This is a genomic window from Corynebacterium sp. sy017 (assembly GCF_017918135.1).
In the GTDB taxonomy this organism is placed as follows: domain Bacteria; phylum Actinomycetota; class Actinomycetes; order Mycobacteriales; family Mycobacteriaceae; genus Corynebacterium.
The window spans coordinates 502,765-519,028 of sequence record NZ_RZUE01000002.1; the positions used below are offsets into that span (position 1 = coordinate 502,765).

Genomic DNA, 16,264 nt, shown 5'->3' on the forward strand with positions numbered 1-16,264 from the left:
ATATTTTGCTAATCGTTATGAGGAAAAATGGTTTTTAGAAGGAAACGCAAGATGATCCCCGCTAAAACTTCTGGGGAACTCGATGCTATGCAGGCTGCAGGTACAATTGTTGCTAAAGCCCTCCAGGCGGTAAAAGCTGAAGCAAAAGCAGGCATGACCACTTTGGATCTTGACAGCATTGCTGAGGAGGTTATCCGCTCGCATGGGGCAGTGCCGACCTTTAAGGGATATCAAGGTTTTCCTGCATCGATTTGTTCCTCAATAAATGAAGAAATTGTGCACGGTATTCCTAGCGCGAGCGTTGTACTGAAAGAAGGCGACCTTGTCTCTATTGATTGTGGTGCAACCTACGACGGCTGGGTGGGCGATTCTGCATGGAGCTTTGGTATTGGCAAGCTGGAACGATCAGTGGAGTCGTTAAATCTTGCTACTGAGTATGTGCTTTCCGAAGGGCTGAAAGCAATGCTACCGGGCAATCATCTCACAGACATTTCTCATGCTCTAGAGGTTGCAACGCGACAGGCTGAACAAAAATTTGGGGTAAAGCTCGGTATTGTTGCTGGTTATGGCGGGCATGGCATTGGGCGTACTATGCATGAAGATCCTTTTCTGGAAAATGAAGGTAAACCAGGTCGAGGACCGATCATTCAGGCAGGCTCTGTCTTAGCTATTGAGCCGATGCTGACCTTAGGATCAACGGATTCTATTGTGCTTGACGACGATTGGACTGTTGTTACCGAGGATGGGTCATGGGCAGCACATTGGGAGCATACTGTTGCAGCTACTGAGCACGGACCGCGAATTCTTACTCAGCGGCATTGATGGTTGGCCTATGAGTATTTGTGAGTTACGAGAAGCATTAGGAGGAATATCAGGAAACTGATAAAAAATAAGAATACAGATTATGTACCTCATTTTTATGAGGAAAAATATTCATATGTCTTCTCAGGATTCTTATTTTCCCAGGAGTGGTGTTATAGTAATGCCCATGTCATATAAACCTCGCCATGCTAAACCATCCCGACTACGTCGTCGGTTGAATGCAGTTCTTGGGACTTCTACCACGGCTGCAGCTTTGCTCATCGTGCAGCCTGGAACTGCGTCAGCGGCTCCAATTGGCTTGGATAATCTCCTCAATAGTGGTGCTGAGCAGCTGAAAAATGCTAAGGAGAATCTCAACGAACAGATTAATTCTGTTTTGCCACCAGAGCAGGCAGATATTGTGAATGGAATTCTCAATAACGGTGCTCCTGTGATCCTTAATGTGCCTGCTGCACCAGAGGTTCCTGCTGTACCTGATGCCCCAGTTCTTGGTGACACTTTTGATCGTGGTCCTTGCCCAGTTACTGCGGAGGCCTGCGTCGATCTTAAGGGCGGACGTTCTTGGTTGCAGAAAGATGGAAAAGTGGTTCATGTTGCACCTTCTTCTGGTGGTGCTCCTGCCCCAAGCACTGCGACGCCAACCGGTAACTTCAAGGTTGAGTACAAGGTTAAGAATGAAGTATCTCGTACTTACGGTAATGCACCGATGCCAAACTCTGTGTACTTTACCCGCAATGGACACGCATTCCATGCTGGTGAAGTAGGAGTGCTTTCTCATGGTTGTATTCATCTCAACTACGATGATTCCGTAGTATTCTTCGATACCTTGCAGCCTGGCGATGATGTTTTCATCTACTAATTCTTAAAGACTGCTAAAACATCTATCCGATCCTTATGATGGGGGTCGGATTTTTTAATTCTGTTGCCGCACTACACTGTGTTGAGTTTCAGTTCGAGATATTTTTGTGCTAGTTGCATTCTTTTATAAAAAGCGGTAACCTAATCAGTTGGTGTGTGGGCAAATTCGCGCATCTGCAGGTAACAATGCATAAATCAATGATTCTGTTGCATGAAAATATGCATACGGGGTTAGAAAGTGGAGGCTATGGCTAAAGAAGGCGCAATTGAAGTAGAGGGTAGAGTTGTTGAGGCTTTGCCAAATGCTACATTCCGTGTTGAACTTGATAATAAAAAAGGACACATGGTACTTGCACACATTAGTGGCAAGATGCGTCAGCATTACATCCGTATTCTCCCAGAAGATCGCGTAGTGGTTGAGTTGTCTCCTTATGATCTCACCCGTGGTCGCATTGTTTATCGTTATAAATAATTTTTAAGCCTCCTTACTTCACTGAATTCACTAAGGATTCATTCTCACCTTTGGCTGCGATGGCCGAAGCCTGGTATGTGCTTTCTTCTATGAAGATTGCTCTGTGCTGGGACGAGTAAGGAGAAAACCATCGCAATATCTGGAAAGGTATCTGCCTTATGGCACGTCTAGCAGGAGTCGATCTTCCGCGCAATAAGCGTATGGAAGTTGCACTCACCTATATTTATGGCATTGGTCCAGCTCGTGCTGCCAAGTTGCTTGAGGAGACTGGCATTTCTCCTGATCTGCGCACCGATAACCTCACCGACGAGCAGGTTTCTGCACTTCGTGATGTTATTGAAGCTACCTGGAAGGTAGAGGGTGACCTTCGCCGTCAGGTACAAGCAGATATTCGTCGCAAGATTGAAATTGGTTCTTACCAGGGTCTGCGTCATCGTCGTGGACTTCCAGTGCGTGGTCAGCGTACCAAGACCAACGCTCGTACTCGTAAAGGTCCTAAGAAGACGATCGCAGGAAAGAAGAAGTAATTTATGCCTCCTAAAGCACGTAGTGGCGCACGCCGTACTGGTCGTCGCGTTGTAAAAAAGAATGTGGCTGCAGGCCACGCATATATCAAATCAACTTTCAATAACACCATCGTGTCTATCACTGATCCTCAGGGTGCTGTTATTGCTTGGGCTTCCTCTGGTCACGTTGGTTTCAAGGGATCTCGTAAGTCCACTCCATTCGCTGCTCAGCTTGCTGCAGAATCTGCTGCTCGCAAGGCAATGGATCATGGCATGAAGAAAGTTGATGTTTTTGTCAAAGGACCAGGTTCTGGTCGTGAGACTGCGATTCGTTCGCTGCAAACAGCAGGTCTTGATGTTACATCTATCTCTGATGTGACACCACAACCATTCAATGGTTGCCGCCCACCAAAGCGTCGTCGCGTTTAAGAAAAGGAAAGGTTACTTACTATGGCTCGTTATACAGGCCCAGCAACTCGTAAGTCCCGTCGCCTTCGCGTCGATCTAGTCGGCGGAGATATGGCGTTTGAGCGTCGTCCATACCCACCGGGACAAGCAGGACGCGCTCGCATTAAGGAGTCTGAGTATTTGCTCCAGCTCCAAGAGAAGCAAAAAGCAAAGTACACCTACGGTGTGCTTGAGAAGCAGTTCCGCCGTTACTACGCGGAAGCTAACCGTCTACCAGGTAAGACTGGTGAGAACTTGGTTGTTTTGCTTGAATCTCGTCTTGACAATGTGGTTTACCGCTCTGGTTTGGCACGTACTCGTCGCCAAGCACGTCAGTTGGTTTCCCACGGTCATTTCATCGTAAATGGCAAGAAGGTTAACGTTCCTTCTTACCGTGTCTCTCAGTATGACATCATCGATGTTCGTGAAAAATCACAGAAGATGGTGTGGTTCGAAGAGGCACAGGAGAACCTTGTCGATGCAGTTGTACCTGCATGGCTTCAGGTTGTTCCAGCTACCTTGCGCATCCTCGTGCACCAATTGCCCGAGCGTGCTCAGATCGACGTTCCGTTGCAAGAGCAGCTTATCGTCGAGCTTTACTCGAAGTAATTCTTTGGCTAAAGCGAGAACTATTCTCATAGCGATTAGCCGAAAAATTACGAGAACTTTTCCCATCCATCCTTTCCACCCACAGACGTCAAATAGCGGGCGTCATACAAGGAGAGTTCAATGCTCATTTCTCAGCGTCCAACACTAAGTGAAGAGGTTGTCGATCAGGCACGCTCTCGGTTCACTATTGAGCCATTGGAGCCTGGTTTTGGTTACACCCTCGGTAACTCACTTCGTCGTACTTTGTTGTCATCCATTCCGGGTGCAGCTGTTACCAGTGTAAAAATTGATGGTGTGCTGCATGAGTTCACCACAATCAATGGTGTAAAAGAGGATGTTTCTGACATCATCTTGAACATTAAAAGTCTTGTTCTTTCTTCTGACTCTGATGAGCCAGTAGTAATGTATCTGCGCGCTGAGGGACCAGGAGTCGTCACAGCAGGTGATATTGAGCCACCTGCTGGTGTCGAGGTTCACAATCCTGATGCGCATTTAGCTACCCTCAATGATCAGGGTCGCTTGGAGATTGAAATGGTTGTAGAGCGTGGTCGTGGCTATGTGCCAGCTACTCTCTATTCTGGTGCCAATGAAATTGGTCGTATTCCTGTTGATCAGATTTATTCACCAGTGCTCAAAGTGAGCTACAAGGTTGAGGCTACTCGTGTTGAGCAGCGTACCGACTTTGACAAGCTCATCATTGACGTAGAAACCAAAAACTCCATTGCTCCTCGTGACGCTCTTGCGTCTGCGGGTAAGACATTGGTTGAGCTATTTGGTCTTGCACGTGAACTCAATGTCGCTGCTGAAGGCATCGAAATTGGCCCATCACCGCAAGAGACTGAATATATTGCTGCATATAGCATGCCAATTGAGGATCTGAACTTCTCAGTTCGTTCTTATAATTGCCTGAAGCGTCAAGAAATCCACAACGTCGGTGAGCTTGCTGAATGCACTGAATCCGATCTTTTGGATATTCGTAACTTTGGTCAGAAGTCAATCAACGAGGTCAAGATCAAACTTGCTGGTCTTGGTTTAACCCTCAAAGACGCACCTGCGGACTTCGATCCAACTCAGCTTGAAGGCTACGATGCCGAAACTGGCGATTATATTGACCTGGATGCGGAAGACTCGGAGTAATTGTCCTTAGGATTTCTTCTTTCATGCTTAGTAAATTGCTGCTAAGCCGGAAGAAATCTCACGCTCACTTTTCAATCCTGTACACGAGGAGTAAAAAATGCCTACCCCTAAGAAAGGTGCCCGTTTAGGCGGTTCTGCGAGCCACCAGAAGCATATTCTGTCGAATCTTGCAGCGCAACTGTTTGAGCATGGTGCTATTAAAACTACCGACGCTAAGGCAAAGGCTTTGCGTCCATATGCAGAAAAGCTCATCACAAAGGCGAAGAGCGGTTCTGTAGCTGACCGTCGTAATGTACTCAAACTTGTCCCTAACAAGGAGATCGTTGCATACCTCTTCAACGAGCTTGCACCAAAGTTTGAGAACCGTAATGGTGGTTACACTCGCATTGTTAAACTTGAAAACCGTAAAGGTGACAATGCACCTATGAGCCAGATTTCTCTTGTTCTGGAAGAGACTGTTAGTGCTGAAGCAACTCGCGCAGCACGTGCAGCAGCTTCTAAAAAAGCAGAAGAAACTGAGGAAGCTCCAGCAGCAGAAGAAACCGCTGTTGAAGAGGCCACAGTAGAAACTGAAGAAACTGTAGAATCTGCAGAAAAGGAAGAAGCAGAAGAGAAGTAAGAGAACTTTTCTACTGCCACAATGCCCACTATTTAGTGGGCATTTTTCTTTTCCCTTTTGTTGGCGATTAGTTATGCTGGTGAGGTTAATTGCTTATTCACATCACTCAGATGCAGGATATACCGCGCAAGAAAACACAAGGAAAGAGCGTCGAAAGCGAAGAATATGCATAAGAGATTGCCTGGAATACTACTTATCATGGCCGTATTCATCATATGGATCGGACAATTTATTACCATGCTGCTATGGCAGGGGATATACATGCCGGAGTATTTTCTCATGGGTGATCTTGGGGCACGGACGTGCGTAGAGATTGCTGGTCCAGGGGTACCGCGCTATATCTGTAGCCCAGGGCATCGCATATTCACTACCGCACTGTCTATCGGTGGGGTAGTAATCATTAGTGCAGCGCTGCTGCTGATCATGGGGCAGAAAACAAAGAACGTGGTCACAGTGGTGCGACCATTACTAGTGTATGCGGGGTTAGGGGCACTCATCGTCGCTGGCTTTGGTGCGCTAGGAATTGCTTTTATCGACTCCAGCACGCATAGTTTTGCACATACTACCGCAATGAGCATTTTTATTTTTTCTTTGTGGGGTTGTTTAGTGAGCTTATGTATTCATGCACTGCGGTATCGTCATCATCGCTCGCGAATGCTCAGCAGCCACGAAAGTGTTGACACGGCGTATGAGAATCTGATCACCCCAATAATTGCATGGTGTGGGATTGTATTATTAGTCATTTCCCTTGTTGGCTTTGGGCTTTTCATTTCTTCCACATCTCCAGCTCCTTATGGCACTTATCAGCATATGAGCTGTGATAGTTTATTGCTGTGGCTGCTGATGTTTGGTGCAGCATTAGGCTTTGGATCGACGAAGAATAGGCAGCTGCGTCGGCAAGCGCAAAGAGATAAAGATGCTGCGATAGTGGCAGCACAAGAGGCATTAACCCAATCAAGTAGCGCCGGCAATGGAAAGATGAATAATGAGTGATGAGATCTTAAGACTGAGATTAGACATTGCCTATGATGGCACGGATTTTCATGGTTGGGCACGTCAAGGGGATCAAGAACTACGGACAGTGCAACGTGTCCTAGAGGATAATCTGAGTCTTATTTTGCGGTATCCGATTGCTCTGACAGTTGCTGGGCGTACTGATGCCGGGGTGCATGCTAGTGGGCAGGTAGCGCACTGTGATGTCCCTGCGCATGCGCTTGATACTCGTAGTATTGCTGGTGATCCTCAGCGACTGGTACGCAGGTTAGCACGGCTACTTCCTGAGGATGTTCGTGTCAATAACTGCACACGCGTCCCTCAAACCTTTGATGCTCGTTTTTCTGCTTTACGACGACACTATCGCTATCGAATTACCACTGCTCAACGCGGTGCTTTACCGACGCGTTTGCGAGACACTGCAACCTGGAATCACGATGTGGATATGCTTGTCATGCAAACAATCGCTGATTCTTTAGTAGGACTACATGATTTTGCTGCCTTTTGTAAATACCGTGAAGGCGCAACGACAATTCGACATCTTGAGCATTTTTCATGGCGAGATATATCAACGCCACAGGAACCGCAACTCTATGAAGCCCATGTCGTTGCAGATGCTTTTTGCTGGTCAATGGTGAGATCCCTGGTAGGAGCCTGTCTGGTGGCAGGAGAAGGGAAACGACCAGCAGATTTTGCGTCCTCTCTCTTAGCCCAAGAAGCTCGATCCTCTTTAGTGCCTGTAGCACCAGCTCGAGGTTTAACCTTGACCGCTGTAGATTATCCAGAGGAGGAACAATTGGCGCAGCGAGCAGTGCAAACAAGAGCTAAGCGCGAAGTGATTTAGGGTAGAAATGCTTTTGGGGTGGTGTTGGGATGATGGTGGGTTTGAGCGTTGCAATCATCTATTACACCATGATGATTGCTGAGTCAGGACTCACCACTAGCTAGCCATATCGTCCTAGCCATATCTCCTTTTTTGTTTTATAATGCTAACATCTTTGTGTTTCCTTTCGGTCATGTTGTGTATCAGAAGGAAACATAGGAAACAGGGGCTATAAGGGATAAAAATAGGGGGTAGTGTGGTTAGGTTTAATCCAACAACAAAAGCGCAATTATCTGGGCATAAGTTTCTTAAGCGGCGCATTGAACACGGGCTAGCTTTGGGAGATATCCGGATGATTCATGACCCACTGGCTAGACGTCGTAGAGCTTTGTTCTTTGGGCTTGCAACGAGTGCATTGTTGGTGGTTGGCTCATTGGCTCTAGCGTTTTTTGCTCCACAGGCGCATCCGGGTGACGCACGTATTATTGAAGCTCAATCTGGGCAGCTTTTTGTGCAGATCGACCAAGCGTATCATCCGGTAAATAATTTGGCGTCAGCGCGTTTGGTGGTTGGAGAAGCGGAAAAACCTCAACGCATTTCCGATAGTCTATTAGCGGATTTTCCGAAAGCGGTTCCTATTGGGATTATTGACGCTCCAGGAATTTTTGATTCCAGGAGACACCCTTATGCGTTAGATTGGTTTGCGTGCCACTACACTGATACACCCGAAACACGTACGCAGGTTGCAGCAGATAGGCTGACCCTTATTGCTCATAAAAGAAGTGAAAACATCAAGCAGTATGCTTTATCGGATATAGGTGATTCAGGGCATCAAGCAGCATTTTTGGCACGAGTTGCTGACGAAGATTATCTTGTTACAGCTGCTGGTCGTCAATTATTACCTCCGGAAGAATCGCCTTTTGGTCGTAGCGTTCGACGTTCCTTAGGTATTAGTCACCAGACGCCCAGGTGGATACCGCCTGCAGAGTTATTTAGTGCGATTACAGAGCTTGTTCCTATGGCTGTGCCAGATCCTCGGGCACAGGTTTGGAAAACATCTACTTCTTTCGAGGAAGAAACCCGCAGCACAGAACTATCTGCTGAAGGCAAGTCGGTTTTGCAGGAACAATTTTGGTTGTATTTAGATGATAAGGTCACAGAAATTAGCGCACTACAAGCAGAGATTTTGGTTGAACTAGGATATGTGCTTCAGACAGTGCAATCGGCAGAGATTGCGCATAAAGAGGATCTGAACTATGAGGTGCTTTTGCCATCTCAGCTAGTTGAGATGGAGAATCCAAGTAAGAAAAATGTTTGTGTTACTCAGCAGGCACAGGTTGTGCTCCTTGAAGAAAATACGCAGCCTTTAATGCTATCGGGCAGTAGTGTTGCTACACACTATCAATCGGTAGGTACAAGTATTGCAGTTGATACTGGGCAAGGCACCCACATTATTTCGGAGACAGGCTTGAGGCACCAAGTTGCTGATCAGGGAACGCTTGAGGCATTAGGTATTGGTGAGGTTCATGATATTCCGTGGTTATTTCTACGGTTATTGCCAGAAGGAACGCCATTGACTAAAGAGAAAGCACTGATGCCGATTTACTGATTTTGTTGATGTTGTGCAGAGATTCTCTTCTTGCGAGTAGAAGCAAGTAGGCTCGAGGAGATAGCGTTAAGCAATGCAAAGATAGAAAATGCTTGTAATCGACTGTAAGCTCATATCAACCTCGAATTGAAAGTTGGGAATCTCATGGGGAAAATGCGTGATGCAGTGAGCGAAAAAATCGACAAGATTGAACGACATCATGCAGCTCTAAAAACACGACGCTTTGGATTCTTGGTGCGTCCACTGACTCTGTTTCTAGGCTCACTTATTACCATTATCGGTATTGTGACTATCCCTTTTCCAGGACCAGGGTGGCTCACTGTCTTCATTGGAGTAGGCATTTTATCGCTCGAAGCACATTGGGCGCAGAGGCTATTGAAATGGGGAATTCACAAATACGAGCAGTTTTTTCTTTGGTATAAAAACCAAAATAAAAAGATACGCTACGGGATCATCTTCACTACTTGTTTATGCGTTTGGATTTGTGTAGCAGTGGCGGCGTACATAAGTTGGAAATGCGGAGCAATCCCTGCATTAGACCCAATCATGACAAAATTTTTCTAAGTAGCGAGTGCGCTAATTCTTGTTCATTCTTTTGTTACGCAGCCCTGCGAGAAATAGGGAAAAGCAGATGATTGCGCTGAGGAAACCACATGAAGTGAGCGTATAAGAATGGAATAATCGATCCTCATTATGTTTTTGCTCATCTTTTTTCGTCGAAAGTCTTATGTGGTGCGTGGGTACTGGTGTTGAGCGCAACATACTAATTACTCGTTCCGGAATAACAGCACCAGAAACGGGATCTACGCTATCAAATAATAAGGATCGAATTTCTGCATTGGAGGCATAGGGCATTCTTTGTTTGAGCAAGGCTGCCAAACCGGTGACTATCGGAGCCGCAAAGCTCGTTCCCTCGAATGGTGTTAGCGAGTTACCATTGACTATCCCCGCACTCATGCCTCCGTCATGTATGTCAAGACCGGCATAAACATGACCAAGGACGCTCAAAGAAGGTAGGGGAGAGCGTAGTGAATAATCTGCGATTGTTCTGGAATCTTTCAGTGAAGAAACCCTAATAACATTTGGTTTATGAGCTGGCAATGCTACTGATCCTTGAGGGCATGCACTTGACTCATTGCCTGCAGCTGCCACAATAAGAACATTATGCTGCTCCGCTAAGGCAAGTGCTGAATCTAGCTGATATGTGACCGCTGGATCAGCATCAGCAGGAAGACAACTTACAACAGAGATATTGATAATATGCGCGCCTTGTTCCACTGCTGCAACAATCGCTTGGGTTAATGAATCCAAAGTACCACTACCTGATTCATCAGAATCATCTTTATGAGTACGGATGAGGGCGCTTGTTTGACGTAGAGATAATAATTCAACATCCGGTGCTACACCGACGACGGCATCACCATAATCACGTGCTGCAATAATTCCTGCGACGATGGTGCCATGTGCATCACAATCCTCTAGTGCAGAGAACTTCTGTTCACCGTCAAGGAAATCACCCCCATCTTGTACCACACCAAGGCGTGGATGCGCATAAACACCAGTGTCAATCACTGCCACTCGTATTCCTACACCAGTGGCAAAACGATGAGCTGCCCGGTATGAATCTGCTAATTGTGCTTGCTGCCTAATATCATTGTCTGATGCTTGGAGCGTTGATGCGCACTTTTGTTCTTGAGCAAATGCTTGAGGGGCATATGGCAGAAATAAGCAGGAAGTGAGGATGGTGAAACTAAGAAAAATATATAGCGAGTATGTGATCTTTTTGGGTGCCATGTAGAAGTAGCGGTATGTAACCATGATGCTATTTTCTCCTGTTATCCGAGAGATCGAATGAACGAAAAAACTCCGGCTAAATGCGCGCATAATGGCAAGCAAGCTGCGATTGATAAAGATTCACAGCGTTCTAACCACACAATAGTAGTGGGTTGAAAATAAAGATCTCGTTGCTTTGACCTCAAGGAATATAGTGAAAAACAAATAATCACTAGCACTGGTATTATTGCGGCAACCATAGAAATAGGGTTCTCGAATTGGGTAGCGTGAATTGACGAAAGCAGGCAAGAAAGGCCGCTAAGCCACATAGCCCACGTGGTTATTGCGCTAATAAAACGATGCGCATGAAGTAAAAGTGCAAGACTGAGCGTGGTAGTTAGTGCTTGGCTGAAACTATCAGCATAGAAACTAAGTGATAGTGCACAAATACATATAAATACTGACGTTCCGATAGTGATGCCAGCAACCAATGCGTGTGCGTTATCGATTGCATTGGCACAATTGTTTGCATCGTCTATGGTGTTTTCTTCATCACTCAGAGACAAGTCCTGACCAGCACTAGGAAGACGAGGTATGCGTATTTTTGCAACTAGCATGGCGATATTTGGAGTGTACATCGTGGTTATTAGTGCATTCCCAAGCCCCAAAGCGCATATGTTGCGTAGCCAAGGCAAAGCGTGAGGAGCAGCATCGAACGGACTGAGCACTAAAAAAGCTGCAGGACTAGATCCTGCCATGAGGAAAAAGAAACTAGCAACAGCTGCTGCATGGGTAATGTGTATTTTTCCTGCGACGATAGCAATGCCAATGCACAATAGGGCGCTCAGTGAGGCAAGGAGTACTGCCAATCCTGCATGAGGAGCACTGATCAAAAATATTTTTTCTTGAATAAGAATGGAAAAGACACCGATTGCCGTCGATAAGCAACTAAAAGTTAACAGTGATGAAGTGTGTTTCCAGCTGCACAGCGATAAGCCGCATAGTCCCACTGCAAGTAATCGGCTAAAAGGGGCAATAGGGATAGGCAGCAAGAAAACAAAGAGTGCAAAAGCGAGGAACCCACCGTATAGTGCGGTCACAAGGGTATGTTGTAAGTGGGCTGTGCTCATAGTTTGGGCATAATCTGCTAGCGCCTCGGCAGCATCTTTGGAAATAGGTGAGAAATACTGTTCTTGTGGGCTAAGCACAATGATTGCTCCGTGCTCCAATCCTGTGTGAACAAGGGGTGTGAACAGATCAATAGGCTTCCCGCTTGCAGTGTGTGCTTGCCATTGGGTAGAAGATTCCAATGCGTCGCATAACCTAAGAATCTCAGGTAGTGCCTCTGCTAGTGAAGAACTGGCAGGAAGGGCACAGTCATGTCCTTTTCGTATTGCCTCAATATCGGTACCGAGATTAAAGCGAATATGCGCTCGTAAATAGTGATCAGCGGATATCATTTTTCTCCAATAGTTGTTCTAATGCCAGTTGTGTTTTTAGACGCGAGGATTTCTGTAATGGTTCCGTGGAGAAAAATTTTGTTAAAAGCTGGCACAAAATATGTATTTGTTTTAGAATAAAAAATGTATTAGCCCTTTGGTTGACTGCAGATATGTGGCTTCTTTATCTAGAAGAGAACTAAAGCGGAAATACGCAAGGGGATCATTGGGGGAGTAAAATGAGGCTTTTTTCGCGCAGTCGGAACAAAAGTAAAGCAAAAAATACGACGCACCATCTCAAGGTGGATACCGGAACAAGTGCGCGCATAAGGGCACGTAAACGTGCTAATATGCCTGTCGCTTCGGAGGGAATAAGCCAACAAGCATATCGAGAGAGGCACGATTCTTTTTCACTAAGCCGAATTGTAGATCTTGATTCCTACACATATGTTAATGATCTTCCTGAGTTGCCCAGTGCACCTATTGTTCCTGAAGCAGTACCACAGGCAGCAAAGTCTCAACCGGTTTCTTTTATGCGGGCATTTATGCCGTTAATCATGGTCGTCATGGTGATTGGCATGGTAGGGCTTATGGTAGCCTCAGGAACCACGATCAACCCCATGATGCTGATTTTTCCGCTCATGATGGCGATGAGTGCAATTATGATGTTTGGTTCAACTCCCGGCGAAGATATTGATGAAGTTCGCAGAACATATTTGCGCCACCTCAGCGTGTTAAGGGGAAAAATAAATAACAATGCTGCAGCACAACGTGAGCATGAGCTATATCATTATCCTGCGCCACAGCATTTGTGGCTTATGACTGAGCAACCTCGATTATGGGCGATAAGTGCACATGAGGATAGAGCATTGGCAATTCGTGTTGGGGTTGGCATGAAAGCACTGTGTACTCCGCTTTCTCCTAAAAATATAGGAGCCATAGAAGATTTAGATCCGGTATGCGCAGTGGGTTTGCGTAGACTTATCCGGTCTGGTGAAACAGTAACGCAATTGCCAATTGTGATTCAGCTGCGCGCTTTTCCTATAGTGTTTTTGTATGGCGCACAAGCGTTAGATCTCATGCGGGCAATGATCATCAATCTCACTTATCACCATGATCCGCAAACGGTAGCTATAGCGGTATATAGCACTAAGTTGCAGTGGTGCAAATGGTTGCCGCATACCTATGATGTTGATAATGCGAGCTATAAAATTTTGATTTTGGACATGGATAATATGTCTTTATCCTCGGACGAAATACATATAGTTCTCTCTGGGCAACAGTGGACTAGTGTCTTATGTTTTAGTGAAAAGAAACAAAATTCTTTATTTTTGCTTAAAGCAGAAGATGAAGGATTGGTGTTGTGCGTTGATGAAAAAATAAGAGTGCAAACGCAACAGGGGGAAGAGGAAATTGCTACAGCAGATTGTATATCTCATGGTGAGGCTGAACTTTTTGCGCGGATGCTAACAAAATATCGGCGTAATGATCAAAACGAAAGTCTAAAAAACGAGTTATGTTCTTTGTTGGGGATACATGAATGCTCCCCAAAGGAACTTCGCAGGTTGTGGTTCTCTTCTGAACGGGAGCGCTTAGCTGTACCTATTGGTCTGGATATTGATGGAAAACCTCTCATCATTGATATTAAAGAATCAGCGCATGGTGGAATGGGACCACATGGTTTATGCGTAGGGGCAACTGGTTCAGGAAAATCTGAGTTGCTAAGGACACTGGTTGTTGCAATGGCTGCAGCTCATAGTCCAGAACAGCTTAATTTTGTTCTCGTTGATTTTAAGGGGGGAGCTACATTCTTAGGCTTAGAAAACCTGCCTCATACTTCGGCGGTTATCACAAACCTTGAAGAAGAATCAGTCTTGGTTGAGCGTATGTATGATGCTATCTCTGGCGAGTTGCATCGACGGCAAGAATTGCTGCGTCATGCTGGCAACTATGCCAATGTCGGTGAATATACCAAGGCTCGAGAAACGGAACTCGCGCACAATGACCATACAGATTTAGAACCGCTTCCGGCATTGTTTATTGTGGTTGATGAATTTTCTGAACTATTGGGTCAGCATCCAGATTTTGCGGATCTATTCGTTGCTGTGGGCAGACTAGGGAGATCATTACATATACATCTTTTGCTAGCTTCGCAGCGTCTTGATGAAGGAAGATTGCGTGGTCTTGATTCTCACTTGAGTTATCGGATTGGCTTAAAGACGTTTTCTAGTGCGGAATCTCGTCAAGTGCTTGGCGTTGCAGATGCCTATCAACTTCCTAATACACCTGGAGCAGGGTACTGTAAAACAACTTCTGATGAGTTGATACGATTTCAGACTGCCTATGTATCTGGGGTAATTGAAACTCTGCACAAGAATGAACAGCAGGGTGATACTTATGATTCATACAACGGTGAAGTATCGCAAACAATACAGAAAGTAAAACTATGGCAAAATTGGGAAGACCTCATAATATCTGAAGAACAGACTCGTATCGCGGATCCTCATGGAAGAACGCTTGTCGACGTTCTTGTTGAGGCAAGTACCGCTTTGGCAAAGGAATCTGGATACTTAGCTCGTGCCATTTGGTTGCCGCCATTGCCAAAAGAATTAGCACTTGCTGAGGTGAAACAAGCACAAGGATTTTTGCACGTAAATCTGGGAATTATTGATCGCCCATACCATCAGAGTCAAGATGTTTTTACTATTGCGTTTACGGGACAAAATGGGCACATAGCCATCTGTGGAGGGCCGCAGACTGGGAAAACCACTGCAGTGCGTAGTCTGCTACTTGGGTTATGTCTGACGCATACTACAGAGGATATACGATTCTATATTCTCGACTTAGCCGGCACAGCTTTAGCTCAAATGCATTCTCTACCGCATATTGCGGGCATAGCGCATCGTTATGAAGAAGAAAAGATCAGAAGGACAGTCGATGAAGTCATTGGTTTGATTGAGTCACCTGAATCTCGTCATACATTCCTAGTAGTAGATGGTTGGCATGTGCTCAATAGTGAGTATGATGACATGCTTGACAAACTAGCCTATATTGCTTCCGACGGATTGGCAGCTCGGGTACATTTGATTGTTACGACCCCACGGTGGAGCAGTATTCGACCTGTTGTGCGGGATCTTATTTCTCAGCGTATAGAACTTAAAATAGGCGAAGCACTAGATTCTCTCATTGACCGAAAAGCGCAACAAAAATTGGTAGCTCTACCTGGAAGAGGTCTTACAGTTGATGGGGAAAATATGCTTATAGCACTTTCTGCTAATCAGGATATTAGTTATATCGCAGCAAAACTTGCTCTGCAGGCAAAAGTACCTCAGCTTAAACTACTTCCAGAAAAAATTTCACTGAACCAATTACAAAAAGATATGGTTCCGGAAAATGAACCACAAGGTATTGTGCTTGGTCTAGGTGGGCAAGAAATGGAGCAGGTTTGTTGGGACCACAATACTCATCAGCACCTATTATGTTTTGGCTCTCAGGGATCTGGAAAAACCACATTGCTATCTACAGTGATAGCAGGGATTTGTAATGGCGATAGGAACATATCGCGTATCGTTATGCTAGATCATCGACGTGCTCACCTGGGAGAAATTCCTGAAGAGTTTTTAGCTGCTTATTCTGCTAATACTGCTCAATCAGAAAAAATCATAAGCGATTTAGTAACTACTTTGACGCAACGATTGCCACCTGCTGATATCACTCCAGCAGAACTGATGAAACGAACCTGGTGGACCGGTCCAGAATTATTTTTGCTTATCGACGACCTTGATATGTTACCTGACAGTGTTATGCATCCGCTTCTGCAACTTATGGCACATAGTCGTGATATTGGATTGCACGTTGTTATAGCACGCAAAGTCGGTGGCATACAAAGGGCGCTGTATCAACCATTTCTTTCCCAGATCAAAGATCAATCACCTATGGTGCTGATACTAGATGCTGATAAAGATGATGGAGTCATTTTTGGAGTGCGTCCTGTGCATCAAATACCAGGCAGAGCACAGTGGGTGCAAAGAGGAGTTCATATGGGATCTATCCATATTGCTTGTGCGCAAGATAATGCTATGGATGGCGTCGATAGCGAATTTTCTGATGGTTCCCATTCTGCTGACCAAGATGACAGCACCGAATAGTAAGTAACA

At 45.5% G+C, this 16,264-nt stretch carries 15 protein-coding genes; 13 read left to right on the plus strand and 2 right to left on the minus strand.

The features are described from left to right. Positions 1 to 27: 27 nt before the first annotated feature. The 12 genes from map to EML15_RS05755 all read left to right on the plus strand — a co-directional run bounded on the left by map (position 28) and on the right by EML15_RS05755 (position 9,459). Positions 28 to 822: a type I methionyl aminopeptidase gene (gene map / locus EML15_RS05700; RefSeq protein ID WP_144273879.1), complete on the plus strand. Its 795-nt coding sequence runs from the start codon at positions 28 to 30 to the stop codon at positions 820 to 822. 166 nt (positions 823 to 988) lie between these two features. Further along, positions 989 to 1,681 (plus strand): L,D-transpeptidase, encoded by a 693-nt coding sequence (locus EML15_RS05705; protein ID WP_144273880.1) that lies wholly within the window; start codon positions 989 to 991, stop codon positions 1,679 to 1,681. A gap of 246 nt (positions 1,682 to 1,927) precedes the next feature. Further along, entirely contained in the window at positions 1,928 to 2,152 is a 225-nt protein-coding gene (infA, locus tag EML15_RS05710) for a translation initiation factor IF-1 (RefSeq protein ID WP_144273881.1), read from the plus strand. 158 nt (positions 2,153 to 2,310) lie between these two features. Then, positions 2,311 to 2,679 carry a 30S ribosomal protein S13 gene (gene rpsM / locus EML15_RS05715; RefSeq protein WP_144273882.1) on the plus strand — a complete coding sequence of 123 codons (369 nt, stop codon included), beginning with the start codon at positions 2,311 to 2,313 and terminating at the stop codon, positions 2,677 to 2,679. Positions 2,680 to 2,682: 3 nt separating this feature from the next. Continuing rightward, positions 2,683 to 3,087, plus strand: a complete 405-nt coding sequence (gene rpsK, locus EML15_RS05720; protein WP_144273883.1) for a 30S ribosomal protein S11 — start codon at positions 2,683 to 2,685, stop codon at positions 3,085 to 3,087. Positions 3,088 to 3,108: 21 nt separating this feature from the next. Further along, a complete protein-coding gene (gene rpsD, locus EML15_RS05725; RefSeq protein ID WP_144273884.1) occupies positions 3,109 to 3,714 on the plus strand; it encodes a 30S ribosomal protein S4 in 606 nt (201 codons plus the stop codon). A gap of 120 nt (positions 3,715 to 3,834) precedes the next feature. After that, entirely contained in the window at positions 3,835 to 4,851 is a 1,017-nt protein-coding gene (locus tag EML15_RS05730; RefSeq protein ID WP_144273885.1) for a DNA-directed RNA polymerase subunit alpha, read from the plus strand. Positions 4,852 to 4,948: 97 nt separating this feature from the next. Further along, entirely contained in the window at positions 4,949 to 5,470 is a 522-nt protein-coding gene (rplQ, locus tag EML15_RS05735; RefSeq protein ID WP_144273886.1) for a 50S ribosomal protein L17, read from the plus strand. A gap of 198 nt (positions 5,471 to 5,668) precedes the next feature. Continuing rightward, positions 5,669 to 6,463, plus strand: coding sequence for a hypothetical protein (locus tag EML15_RS05740; protein WP_144273887.1), 795 nt, complete (start codon positions 5,669 to 5,671; stop codon positions 6,461 to 6,463). Beyond that, positions 6,456 to 7,307: a tRNA pseudouridine(38-40) synthase TruA gene (gene truA / locus EML15_RS05745; protein WP_144273888.1), complete on the plus strand. Its 852-nt coding sequence runs from the start codon at positions 6,456 to 6,458 to the stop codon at positions 7,305 to 7,307. Before EML15_RS05740 ends, truA begins: the two co-directional genes overlap by 8 nt. A 235-nt stretch (positions 7,308 to 7,542) precedes the next feature. After that, positions 7,543 to 8,895, plus strand: a complete 1,353-nt coding sequence (eccB, locus tag EML15_RS05750; protein WP_185967188.1) for a type VII secretion protein EccB — start codon at positions 7,543 to 7,545, stop codon at positions 8,893 to 8,895. 144 nt (positions 8,896 to 9,039) lie between these two features. Further along, positions 9,040 to 9,459, plus strand: coding sequence for a TIGR02611 family protein (locus tag EML15_RS05755; RefSeq protein ID WP_144273890.1), 420 nt, complete (start codon positions 9,040 to 9,042; stop codon positions 9,457 to 9,459). 12 nt (positions 9,460 to 9,471) lie between these two features. On the opposite strand, the gene EML15_RS05760 is transcribed toward EML15_RS05755, so the two are convergent. Together EML15_RS05760 and eccD are read right to left on the minus strand one after the other, a co-directional pair. Then, positions 9,472 to 10,713, minus strand: a complete 1,242-nt coding sequence (locus EML15_RS05760; protein ID WP_185967189.1) for a S8 family serine peptidase — start codon at positions 10,711 to 10,713, stop codon at positions 9,472 to 9,474. 17 nt (positions 10,714 to 10,730) lie between these two features. Next, positions 10,731 to 12,128 (minus strand): type VII secretion integral membrane protein EccD, encoded by a 1,398-nt coding sequence (gene eccD, locus EML15_RS05765; protein ID WP_144273892.1) that lies wholly within the window; start codon positions 12,126 to 12,128, stop codon positions 10,731 to 10,733. 281 nt (positions 12,129 to 12,409) lie between these two features. Here eccD and eccCa point away from each other — a divergent pair, with 281 nt between their 5' ends. Next, positions 12,410 to 16,255: a type VII secretion protein EccCa gene (gene eccCa, locus EML15_RS05770; RefSeq protein WP_185967190.1), complete on the plus strand. Its 3,846-nt coding sequence runs from the start codon at positions 12,410 to 12,412 to the stop codon at positions 16,253 to 16,255. The last annotated feature ends 9 nt before the right edge of the window (positions 16,256 to 16,264 follow it).

Coding starts and splice junctions, on each gene's coding strand:
- EML15_RS05730 (WP_144273885.1), top strand. CDS start 3,835: ATGCTCATTTCTCAGCGTCCAACACTAAGTGAAGAGGTTGTCGATCAG.
- rplQ (WP_144273886.1), top strand. CDS start 4,949: ATGCCTACCCCTAAGAAAGGTGCCCGTTTAGGCGGTTCTGCGAGCCAC.
- infA (WP_144273881.1), top strand. CDS start 1,928: ATGGCTAAAGAAGGCGCAATTGAAGTAGAGGGTAGAGTTGTTGAGGCT.
- truA (WP_144273888.1), top strand. CDS start 6,456: ATGAGTGATGAGATCTTAAGACTGAGATTAGACATTGCCTATGATGGC.
- EML15_RS05740 (WP_144273887.1), top strand. CDS start 5,669: ATGGCCGTATTCATCATATGGATCGGACAATTTATTACCATGCTGCTA.
- rpsD (WP_144273884.1), top strand. CDS start 3,109: ATGGCTCGTTATACAGGCCCAGCAACTCGTAAGTCCCGTCGCCTTCGC.
- rpsM (WP_144273882.1), top strand. CDS start 2,311: ATGGCACGTCTAGCAGGAGTCGATCTTCCGCGCAATAAGCGTATGGAA.
- map (WP_144273879.1), top strand. CDS start 28: ATGGTTTTTAGAAGGAAACGCAAGATGATCCCCGCTAAAACTTCTGGG.
- rpsK (WP_144273883.1), top strand. CDS start 2,683: ATGCCTCCTAAAGCACGTAGTGGCGCACGCCGTACTGGTCGTCGCGTT.
- eccD (WP_144273892.1), bottom strand. CDS start 12,128: ATGATATCCGCTGATCACTATTTACGAGCGCATATTCGCTTTAATCTC.
- EML15_RS05755 (WP_144273890.1), top strand. CDS start 9,040: ATGGGGAAAATGCGTGATGCAGTGAGCGAAAAAATCGACAAGATTGAA.
- EML15_RS05705 (WP_144273880.1), top strand. CDS start 989: ATGTCATATAAACCTCGCCATGCTAAACCATCCCGACTACGTCGTCGG.
- EML15_RS05760 (WP_185967189.1), bottom strand. CDS start 10,713: ATGGTTACATACCGCTACTTCTACATGGCACCCAAAAAGATCACATAC.